Source organism: Arenibacter algicola (genome assembly GCF_018860365.1).
GTDB classification, from domain to species: Bacteria; Bacteroidota; Bacteroidia; order Flavobacteriales; family Flavobacteriaceae; genus Arenibacter; species Arenibacter algicola_B.
Map to the genome: position 1 here is coordinate 1 of NZ_JAHKPO010000031.1, position 11686 is coordinate 11686.

At 40.4% G+C, this 11686-nt stretch carries 7 protein-coding genes; 5 read left to right on the forward strand and 2 right to left on the reverse strand.

From position 1 onward, the window contains the following. Window positions 1-1106: 1106 nt before the first annotated feature. A complete protein-coding gene (locus KO529_RS22670; protein WP_215950141.1) occupies window positions 1107-2369 on the forward strand; it encodes a sialidase family protein in 1263 nt (420 codons plus the stop codon). Between the two features lie 52 nt (window positions 2370-2421). Further along, on the forward strand, window positions 2422-3585 hold the full coding sequence (locus KO529_RS22675) for a sialidase family protein (protein WP_215950142.1): 1164 nt from the start codon (window positions 2422-2424) through the stop codon (window positions 3583-3585). Between the two features lie 107 nt (window positions 3586-3692). On the opposite strand, the gene KO529_RS22680 is transcribed toward KO529_RS22675, so the two are convergent. Further along, window positions 3693-6050: an alpha-L-fucosidase gene (locus KO529_RS22680; protein ID WP_215950143.1), complete on the reverse strand. Its 2358-nt coding sequence runs from the start codon at window positions 6048-6050 to the stop codon at window positions 3693-3695. A 575-nt stretch (window positions 6051-6625) separates the two neighbouring features. Here KO529_RS22680 and rimP point away from each other — a divergent pair. Genes rimP through infB form a run of 3 tightly spaced genes read left to right on the forward strand, consistent with a single transcriptional unit; the run spans window position 6626 to window position 11208 of the window. Then, window positions 6626-7087, forward strand: coding sequence for a ribosome assembly cofactor RimP (gene rimP, locus KO529_RS22685; protein WP_215950144.1), 462 nt, complete (start codon window positions 6626-6628; stop codon window positions 7085-7087). Between the two features lie 13 nt (window positions 7088-7100). Then, window positions 7101-8333: a transcription termination factor NusA gene (gene nusA / locus KO529_RS22690; RefSeq protein ID WP_031442384.1), complete on the forward strand. Its 1233-nt coding sequence runs from the start codon at window positions 7101-7103 to the stop codon at window positions 8331-8333. Window positions 8334-8376: 43 nt separating this feature from the next. After that, window positions 8377-11208: a translation initiation factor IF-2 gene (gene infB, locus KO529_RS22695; RefSeq protein WP_215950145.1), complete on the forward strand. Its 2832-nt coding sequence runs from the start codon at window positions 8377-8379 to the stop codon at window positions 11206-11208. A gap of 47 nt (window positions 11209-11255) precedes the next feature. Here infB and KO529_RS22700 read toward each other — a convergent pair whose 3' ends face one another. Beyond that, entirely contained in the window at window positions 11256-11627 is a 372-nt protein-coding gene (locus KO529_RS22700; protein WP_072862846.1) for an SPOR domain-containing protein, read from the reverse strand. Window positions 11628-11686: the final 59 nt, after the last annotated feature.

The window sequence follows — 11686 nt, forward strand, 5'->3', positions numbered from 1 at the left end:
ACAACTTTTGGGATTGATCCCATGCTTATTTGTTGTGTTTCTTCAAAAATTAGGATGAACATAATATTTCGTGTTTTTTGATTTTAGCTTTGTTTATTGGGCAAAATCGAATGAAATTTTTGTTAAAATTATTCTTTCATTTTCTTTGCTTGTCCAAAGAAAACGAAACAAACCCGCCTTGCCGTCGGGCAGGAGAAAAGACCCTTCTTCACTAGGTGGCCCCTAAAATCTTGGGATTTTATGGACCGCTTCCATGGCCTAAATCATCTCCAAGGCTTCAATAATTCTTAACGGCCATGACATCTCCACTACGGAAGAAGACCAACCAGACCATAGGCTTTGAAGACAATGTTCAATAGCATTAAATTAATGATAATGATTTATCTACATTATTTAGGTTTACGGAACATAGGAACGGCCTATTTTCAATTTCGTTTTAAATCAAGCGGTTTCCGCGTTGGGTGTTGGTAGCCGTCCAAAGAGCATTTCACCCAAGTGAAAGCGGTCTGGACGGTGCGGCCGTGGAAAGTGCGTAGATTTAAAGAAATTTAAAATCACCCTAGCGTTTTTTGGTTCGTTTTTTGGGCGATGCAAAAAATGAACAGAACACAAACTCTGGGCAAGTCTATCCTATCTTTTTCTAATTCATACACAACTTTTAGGATTGATCCTTGATTTTTGTAAAGATTATTATTTGCATAAATATTCAAATACCAGAAATTTGGCATAATCCCAACTTCTCTTTCAGTAAGACAGTAACATTTTATAATCCACAAACCATGGCGATTTTTTTAAATCGTATTCTTGTTACTGACAGCTTTTCCGTAGAAAATTGTTGGTTGGATATTTTTTTTGTTCGGCATCAACAACATTTGCATTGTTATAAGTTTATAAAAGGCATACATCTAATTTCCAAAAAAAATTTCGATGAAAGTTGGTATATGGAGTGTTTCATATTATATTCCCACTTTTATTCAAAAATAATAAAAGAGATACTTTCATGAAATTTGCTTAATCGTTTAAATAAGGAATGTTGTTTTACCTATTGGCGCCAACAAGTTGTTGTATCAAAAAAAAGCGACCGTATTAATAAAGAGAGTACTAATATGAATTTACGAAACTTTTCAAGGCTTGGTGTTTATCTATGCCTAACTATAATTTGTTTTTCCACAACCAGTTCACTTGCTCAGAAACATAAAAGAGAACAGCTTGCCAGTGCAAGCAAATCGCCATCTGATTTTAATCCTGAATTTGAGAAGGTCAAGTCTAGGGTGAGTTATGTTCCGGGCGTTAAGGTGATCAGAGGGGAAACCCATGTAATTGTTCCCGAACAAGAATTTTTCTGCCCTGCCGGCAGTGTTTTTAAATTCAATAATGGGGATATTCAGGTTTTTGACAGGCGTTCCAGTGATGGTGGAAAGACTTGGCTCCAGGTAGCCCATATTCTAGAAAATTCTACCTACCAGTACCCTGATCCGGATGGGGAAGTAGTCATGTTTCAATCGGATAATCAGGCGGGAGGTTCGACTAGCGCGGGAAGACCGGAAATCTCTTTGCAAAAGACCGATGAAGAAGGAGTTTTGGAAGCTAATTTTTTTCGTTCAAAGGATAATGGATTAACTAGGGTAAGTGATCCTGCAAGAGTTTATCTGCCTGAAAGATTTAAGGATTGGTCGGGGGTTTTATGCCGCAATATTGTTGGGCTTGATGATGGCAGTCTGCTTATGAGTATGTATCTCAGAAGTGGAGTCAAGAATACCCTTGAGAATAAATTTCGAGACATTGTCCTAAAATCCTCGGATAGAGGTAAGACTTGGCATTATCTATCAACGGTGGCCTTTGATATGTCAGAAGATAATAGGGGAGAAGGTTTTAATGAGGCATCCCTGCTGGTTCTTCCCGATGGTAAAATCAACTGCTTCATGAGGTCGGGTGCAAGTTACCAAGCTTCCTTGGGTAGCTTTAATAACAATGATTGGGATAATAAAATGCCTTTCAGTTTTGGACAACAAACACCTATTTATAAGTCGGTATCTGTTGATGGTGGTAAAAACTGGAGTATTCCGGATCCCATAACTTCCCATGGTGTTTGGCCAGATGCAACTCTAATGAAAAATGGGATTACGGCCTTGACCTATGGTAGGCCTGGCAATTGGATAATGTTTAATGAAGGGGAGAGTGATACCTGGGGTCCAATTATACCATTCTACAACGATCTTTATCCTCCGGATTGCGGAAATTATGTTTCAGCGACGGAAGTAGCCCCGGACATTTTGCTGGTAGTGTATTCCCGTACCAACCCAAACGATCATTGGAAAAGTGAAATTGTGGGTACGTATTTTAATGTTAAGGCAATGACGGAAAAGTAACTATAACGCCTTGGCTACTATTCAAATTTTTGATTTATAAAAACTAAAAAGTATGATGAATTTAAAAGCTTGCTACCTGTTACTTATATCCACAATGTTGCATAATTTGTGTTTAGGCCAAAGGGATAAAACCTTCCTTGATCCGCCCAAATTAATAAAGAATCCATCATCCGTGGAGTATTATTCACCCGAAAACAGAAAATTTAGTGGTATTTCTAGCCTCGCTGTTAGCCCTAAAGGGCGAATGTGGGCAACATGGTATTCCGGAATAACGCCAGGGGAAGATGCTAATAATTATGTAGTTGTTTCTAATAGTGGAGATAATGGGCAGACCTGGGAAGAAGTACTTGTGATAGATTCTGATAAACAGGGCCCTGTTAGGGCTTTTGATCCAGAAATATGGATTGATCCTGCAGGTAAACTCTGGATTTTTTGGTCTCAATCAATTCATAAGGAGATGGATAAACATTACGATGGCATTAATACTGGTGTTTGGGTTTTGACTATTGATGATGCAGAAGAAAGTAATCCAACTTGGCCCACCCCTAAACGAATTGTTGATGGTATTATGATGTGTAAGCCAATCGTATTATCTACAGGTGAATGGGTTTTACCAGTTTCAACATGGCAAATAAACGATGGCGCAAAAGCAGTTGTATCAGTTGATCATGGGAAAAGCTGGCAAGTACGGGGGGCTGTTAACGTTCCAGAATTGGCGCGTAATGCTGATGAACACATGATCGTTGAAAGAAAGGATGGAACATTATGGATGCTTGTTCGAACCAAATATGGGATAGGGGAAAGTGTTTCAGAGGACAAGGGGTATTCATGGACCCCACTAATACCTTCCAAAATTCAACATCCAACGGCTAGATTCTTTATTTATCGACTTAATTCTGGAAATCTTTTGCTAGTAAAACATGGGCCAATTGATATGAAAATTGGACGATCTCACCTCATGGCTTTTATATCTAAAGATGATGGATTTACCTGGTCCGATGGATTATTGCTGGACCAAAGAAAAGATGTTTCCTACCCAGATGGTCAACAAACGGCTGATGGGACTATTTATATTACTTATGATTATAAGCGCAGAAGTGATCAAAAGATTTATCTTACCAGTTTCTCGGAGGATGATATAGAGTTGGGCTCGGATAGAACAATTTTAGAGGTGTATAAACGAAGGATGCTTATAAGTCAAGGTGGCGCAAAATAATCCATTAATTGGAGCTATAAGGGTGCATATTCAGCCATAAAATGGATAGATGCGACTTAAGTCCCTTATTTCCATCCGGTTTTCTAAATTGATTCTAATTTTACAGTTTATTTTTCCGAAAAATAAACTGTAAAATTATTAATAAACATCCTATCATCTTCCCCATCCAAAGTAATTCGAAGTTTAGTGGATTTGGTAGCAGGGAAAGTTTGAATGCGCTTCCTGCCTATACTTTGACCTTCTGCAATAGTTTTCCATTCCTTATCAAGATACGCTTCAACTTTATAGGCATTGATGTGTTGGCCATGTTGTATATCTTCCTCCAATACCAATAGATTTACTTTTTGCTTATTGTGAAAATCAATAACAAGGTGGTTGTTGGGTTGATCAACTATTGAGGAGGTACTGCCCAAAGGTGTTGCAAAAGTCTCTTCCAGCGTTTTGCCAAAATCGGATAATCGCTTCACTTCGGCATTTGGAATAAGGCCAGTGGTGTCCGGTGTCATATTAACAAGGAGGTTGGCGCCTCTTCCGATGGATTCAAAATATACCTTCTTTAAGAAAGGAATATCCCGCAATGTTTTGTCCGAATCCGGTGTCCAAAACCAGGTACTTCTGGTATGAAGGTTGGCCTCTGCAGGGATCCATCCGGCATTTTGCGGGCCCACCCACATTTCCAGCCCTTCTCCTGGTCTTACAATATTTTCTAAGGGATATGCGGCCCATCCTTGTTCACTTCCTGACCATCTTACATCCGGTTTTGTGCCTCCCATTATTACGGCATCGGGCTGTAAATGCTTTACCATGGAGTGTATAGCATCTCCATAGGCAGTTCCAAGAGGTTGCATGGTTTTAGGGTCCATTACATCCCATCCAAAGGGATCGTAGGCGCCATCGAACCATAGGTATGAAATCTCACCATAGTTGGTCAGTAGTTCTCTTAGTTGTTCCATAAATACAGGAAAGTACCTGTGGATATCCCCTACAATTTTTCTTTCACCCTGTGGATCTGGTGTACTGCTGCATCCAAAATGCTTATCGCCTCCTGAAACATATAGGCCAATTTCGATATCATATTTCCGACAAGCCTTGACAAATTCAGCAACAACATCGCCTTTGCCCTTTTTCCAAGGTGATTTTTTTATGGAATAATCCGTAGTTTCGGTTGGCCACAGGCAATAGCCATTATGATGTTTTGCTGTTAAAACTATATGCTTGGCGCCAAAGGATTTGGCAGTTCTCACCCATTGCTCGGCATCCAATTGGGAAGGGTTAAAAACATCGGCAGCGGGTACGGACATCATATCGGATTCAATATAGGCTGCAGGGCCATAATGAATAAATGCGCCTAATTGTCTTTCCTGAAATGCAAGTTGTTGAGGGGAGGGTTTATTGGTTGCCTCAAATGTGGGGTTTTTTCCATTCATTGTTTGTTCCTGAGGAGCGGTAAGAACAGGTGTCCAACTGCCTTTGTGTTCCGGCGGTGCCTCTATGTTCTTTTCGCTATCCTCGAAAAAATGCTCGAACAATTGCTTTGGGGTTCCTTCATAAGTGGCCCATTGCAAATCACCGGCAATTTGTTGATTTCCTCCTGTGAAATACAGAATAGTTTTGTCCCTAAAATAACACAGTTCCACGTCAGAAGCATTGTTTTCATTGATTTTGGGGTCGGTCAAAGGCATGTTAAAGTGGGTTGGGTCAAAAGTAACGAAAGGCCTGTCTTTAGGTGCATCCTCCCATTGGACCAAATCTTTTGAGCGTGTAATATGCGTTTCCCATGATTTGTTAAGTGCCTCAAGGTAGAGGGTATAATACCAGTCCCCTTCATAGTATAAAGCAGGACCACCAACATATTTGTTGGTTCCATAAATGGCATCTGGAATTTCCTTCCAGTTAATCAGGTCCGTCGATTCCAAATATCGGAGCGTAAAAGGTTTCCACTTGGGGTCATTGGTCTCGTAAAGCATGATAAACTTATCCTTTCCCCTGCATACCGCGGTGTTGAAAAAGAACTCTTTCCCTGAGGCCCTAAAGACAGTTCGGGGCTTTGTCCAACTTTTCAAATCTTTTGAACTGGTCATGGTGATCTCTGTCATCTGTCGCCAGGGCTTTCCATTTCCGTAATTTCCGGCGAAAACATAGACGGTGTCCTTCCAGGTCAATACTGTTCCGAAACCATGATTTTTTAAAGGGACAGAAATTAGTTTCCCCGATTCGAGGTCCCTTATTCGTATTTCATCTTCATGAAAATAATCTCCCGGTTTGGCCCCTTCCACATCCCAGAAGTATTGGTTGTTCTCCAAGAGGTATAATTTATTTTGGAAAACAAAGGGAGAGGTCTCAACTAATGGGGAGTTGAGCCGACCTTGTTTTTTTATTGGATTTTCAAAAGGCGTTTGCGCAAGAACGTTGCAACTAATGAGGCACGCCATTAAAAAGTTGAATAGTTTGGTTGATTTTATCATTGGATACTTATCTGGTTTGGAAGTCTAAAAATATGGTGAATCCTTATGAATGACTACTTGATTTTACTCAATGTATGATGGTAATTTAGCAGAACATCAAGAATTGGGTCGAAAAAGGGAGGTTGCCAATGAATTTGTCTTGGTCGGATTTGGATGGACTTGTATGTCCTGATCGATTTTATCTTTACATTTTTTTATGCTATTTGCAATACACAATACAAAAGTGCGTGAAATGAAAATTTTAGTGAAAAGGCCAGGTGTCAAGGTAAAGGATCAACCTGAAATATAGGTGTAGTGGTTTTGATAAAGTTATTGAAATTAAAGGAAAGACGCTGAATAAGGAGCGGGAATTTCCCGTATCTTTTTTAGAATAAATAACTTAGATTATTGTAGAATCTAAAAATTATGTATATTTGCCGTGCTGAAAGAATATAAAGTATTCATGAGGGGACATTTTGTCCCCTCTTTTATTACTATACTTTGATTAAACGGCACGGTAAGAAAACAGCTTTACGTTATGTTCTGGAGCAGGTAGATTTCAGATTTAGAGCAGATGTTTAATAAAACCGAAGTATATGTTGAAGGATAAAGTTACTGCACTTTTAGAGGAAGCGTTAAAGGAGAATCAATCACTTTTTTTATTGGATTTTTCAATATCCGCAGATAATAAAATAAAGATAACCTTGGACGGTGACCATGGTGTTACCTTGCAGGATTGCATGAATGTTAGTAGGGCCATAGAACACAATTTGGACCGGGAGGAAGAGGATTTTTCCTTGGAAGTAGCTTCTGCGGGAGCGGCTTCTCCGATTAAGTTGCCTAGGCAGTACACAAAAAATATAGGTAGAAAGCTTGAAGTCAAGACCCAGGATGGGGAATTTGAAGGCAAGTTAACAGAGGCATCAGGGGATAGTATTACCCTGGAGTGGAAAGATAGGGAACCCAAACCCATTGGAAAAGGGAAAATTACGGTTCAGAAAAAGCAGCAAATTGCAATTTCTGATATTAAGGAAGCTAAAGTTGTATTAAAATTTTAATTGTAGTTCAAAAATGGAAAATATTGCGCTAATCGAATCTTTTTCGGAATTTAAAGATGATAAATTCATAGATAGGGTAACGCTAATGGCGATTTTGGAGGATGTTTTTAGGAATGCGTTAAAGAAGAAGTTTGGTTCCGATGACAATTTCGATATCATTATAAACCCGGACAAAGGGGATTTGGAGATTTGGAGAAACAGGGTTGTGGTTGAAGACGGGGAAGTAGAAGATCCAAACGAAGAGATATCGCTTTCTGCAGCCAGAAAAATTGAGCCTGATTTTGAGGTGGGTGAAGATGTGTCCGAGGAAGTAAAATTGATAGATCTTGGAAGAAGGGCTATTTTGGCCTTAAGGCAAAATCTTATTTCGAAGATTCACGAGCACGATAATACCACGATCTACAAGCAATTTAAGGATCTTGAAGGTGAGATTTATACCGCAGAGGTACATCATATTAGACATAAGGCCATTATTCTTTTGGATGATGAGGGGAATGAGATCATTTTACCAAAGGATAAGCAGATCCCGTCCGATTTCTTTAGGAAGGGAGATAATGTGCGTGGAATAATAGAGAGTGTTGAACTTAAGGGCAACAAGCCTACTATAATTATGAGCAGAAGCTCTCCTTTGTTTTTGGAGCAATTGTTCTTCCAGGAAATCCCTGAAGTTTTCGATGGTCTAATAACCATTAAAAAGGCGGTTAGAATACCAGGGGAAAAGGCAAAAGTGGCAGTAGATTCCTATGATGATCGTATTGATCCGGTAGGTGCCTGTGTGGGAATGAAAGGATCCAGGATCCATGGAATTGTCCGTGAATTGGGCAATGAAAATATAGACGTAATAAACTGGACCAGTAACCCACAGTTGTTGGTTACCAGGGCTTTGAGCCCTGCCAGGGTGTCTTCAGTGAAATTGAACGACGAGAAAATGACCGCTCAGGTGTATCTTAGGCCAGAGGAAGTTTCCAAGGCTATTGGTAGAGGGGGTCACAATATTCGATTGGCAGGACAATTAACTGGTTATGAGATCGATGTGTTCCGTGAAGGTGTTGAAGAAGATGTTGAGCTTACCGAGTTCTCCGATGAAATAGAAGCATGGATCATTGAGGAATTCAAGAAAATAGGTATGGATACTGCCAGAAGTGTTTTGGAACAAGATGTGGATGATTTGGTAAAAAGAACCGATTTGGAAGAGGAAACAATTTTGGAAGTTGTGCGAATTCTTAAGGAAGAATTAGAAGATTAAACTATATATTAGCAGTAAATTACAAGAATAGGAATTTTTTTTTATGGCGGATAATGCAACGATAAGGCTTAATAAAGTCCTAAGAGAACTTAATATTTCATTGGACCGTGCGGTAGACTATCTCGCGTCCAAAGGGCATGATATAGATGCACGGCCTACCACTAAAATATCCAATGAGGTGTATCAAGTTCTATTGGACGAGTTCCAAACGGACATGAGCAAGAAAGTTGCGTCCAAAGAGGTGGGTGAAGAAAAGAGGAAGGAAAAAGAAGCTATAAGATTACAACTGGAGCAAGAGCAGGAAGAGAAAAAGCTTGCAAGGGAAAAGAGGGCCGAGAAAGATAATATTATCAAAGGTCGAGTGGAACTTGCTGGTCCAAAAACTGTCGGAAAGATAGATTTGGATGCGGGCAAAAAACCAGCGCCTGTCGAACCGGTTAAAGCGGAAGAGGCGGCTCCTGAAAAAGCACCGGAAAAAGCTCCTGAAAAAGTAGAGGAAAAGACTCCTGAAATAGTAGCCAAGGAAGAGCCTAAGGTAGAAGTTCCAGAGAAAGTGGAAGTTTCTGAGGCTAAGAAGGAAGAAGTGGCTCCAAAACCTGAAACCGTTAAACCAGAAGAGGTTAAAGAGGTTAAGGCGGTGAAGGAAGAGAAGAAGGAAGAGAAGAAGGATGAGGCTCCTGCGGAACAGGATGCTTCGGGGGAAAATGAGGTCATTGCTACCAAGTATCAAAAACTAAGTGGCCCAAAAATTATGGGGGACAAAATAGACCTCACAAAATTTGAAAAGCCCAAAAAGAAAAAAGAAGCACCAAAACCTGGTGATGCTTCCGATAGGAAAAAAAGAAGGAAGCGTATTGTTTCCAAACCTGGTACTGACTCTACGAGCAGACCGCCAGCGGCAAAAGGAAGAGGTCCTGTTGTAAGGAGGGCTCCCGGTCAGCGTTTTGTGTCGAATGCCAAGGTAGAACCTACCGAGGAAGATGTACAGAAACAAGTGAGGGAAACCTTGGAGAAACTTCAAGGTAAATCCAAAAAAGGGAAAGGTGCCAAGTATAGACGGGATAAGCGGGATCAGCACCGTCAACAAACTGAAAAGGACCTGGAGCAACAGGAACTGGAAAGTAAAATATTAAAGGTTACGGAATTTGTTACCGCCAGTGAGGTGGCTACCATGATGGATGTGCCTACTACTAAAATTATATCTGCATGTATGTCCCTTGGAATCATGGTAACCATGAACCAGCGATTGGATGCGGAGACTTTGTCCATTGTGGCCGATGAATTTGGTTATGAGGTAGAATTTGTAACCGCCGACTTGGAAGAAAGTATTGTGGAGGAAGTGGATTCTCCGGAAGATTTGAAGCCAAGAGCTCCGATTGTTACAGTAATGGGACACGTGGATCACGGTAAGACTTCATTGCTGGATTATATAAGAAAGGAAAATGTAATTGCCGGAGAAAGCGGAGGGATCACCCAGCACATTGGTGCTTACGGGGTAACTTTGGAAAATGGTCAAATGATATCCTTCTTGGATACTCCCGGTCACGAGGCGTTTACCGCAATGCGTGCACGTGGTGCACAAGTTACGGATATAGCTATTATTGTAGTTGCGGCGGATGATGATATTATGCCACAGACCAAGGAAGCCATAAGCCATGCGCAAGCAGCGGGTGTTCCTATAATTTTTGCAATCAATAAAATTGATAAGCCTACTGCCAACCCTGAAAAGATTAAGGACGGTCTAGCCCAAATGAACCTATTGGTGGAAGATTGGGGTGGTAAGATACAGTCCCATGATATTTCGGCCAAAACAGGGCTTGGAGTTAAGGAGTTGTTGGAAAAAGTACTTTTGGAAGCTGAACTTCTGGAATTGAAGGCCAATCCTAATAAGTTGGCTTCAGGTACCGTAGTGGAAGCCTTTTTGGATAAGGGTAGAGGATATGTATCAACTATACTTGTTCAGGCGGGTACTTTGAAAATAGGTGATTACGTCTTGGCCGGAACTTGCAGTGGTAAGGTAAAGGCTATGCACGATGAACGAGGCAATAGTATTAAGGAAGTAGGGCCGTCAAGACCAATATCTATATTGGGATTGGACGGGGCTCCTCAAGCAGGGGATAAGTTCAACGTTCTGGAAGATGAACGTGAAGCTAGGCAAATTGCTACCAAGAGATCCCAATTGTTGCGTGAGCAATCGGTTAGGACACAAAGACATATTACTTTGGATGAGATTGGACGACGTATTGCGTTGGGCGACTTTAAAGAATTGAACATAATCCTTAAAGGGGATGTGGATGGTTCCGTGGAGGCCTTGACAGATTCGTTCCAGAAATTGTCTACAGACGAAATACAGGTTAATATTATCCATAAAGCGGTTGGTCCAATTACGGAATCGGACGTATTGTTGGCTTCTGCTTCGGATGCGGTTATCATTGGATTTAATGTGAGACCTATGGGCAATGCCAGACAGGTGGCCGAGAAAGAAGAAATAGATATTAGAATGTACTCTATTATTTATGATGCCATCAATGATCTTAAGGATGCTATGGAGGGTATGTTGTCGCCTGAAATGAAAGAAGAGATTACAGGAACGGCGGAAATTCGTGAAACCTTTAAAATATCCAAAGTGGGTACCATTGCAGGTTGTATGGTGACCAGTGGTAAGATCTTTAGAAATTCAAGTATTAGATTAATCAGGGACGGTGTGGTTATCTACACGGGAGAGTTATCTTCACTGAAGAGGTTTAAGGACGATGTTAAAGAGGTGTCCAAAGGTTATGACTGTGGATTGCAGGTTAAAAATTATAATGATATTCAGGAGTTGGATATCGTGGAAGCATTCCAGGAAGTGGCTGTTAAGAAGAAATTGAAATAGCCGGATATTCCTTATATAAAGAGTAAACTATAAAAGAAAAAAGCGACCTAATTGGTCGCTTTTTCTGGTTTTAAGAGCATGGCACTCGGATATTTTTGCCTTACTTCTATAAGTTTTCGCTCCCCTTCCAATTGGGTCTTAAATCTTCCTATCCTAACCCTGTAGCTCGGGGATTCAAAATCTATTTTTGTGGGCCAATCGGGGAAATCCTTATCTACATTGGCCTTCAGGGTTTCTGCTTCCTGAAAGGAGCCAAATCCAACCTGAATTCTATAATGGCTGCTGTTTTCATTCACAGATTTGTAGATTCCAAGTAGGTTTGTGATCTTTTCGTCTTGCTGAATGTTGATATTGCCCTGTTGTCCGTGGCAATAAAATACGGAACAGGCTAAAATAAGGGTAAAAGAAATGGTTTTCATAGGGTATTTATGTTATGAAATTTAGACAGTACAAATGTAAATTATTCAGAATCAATCAA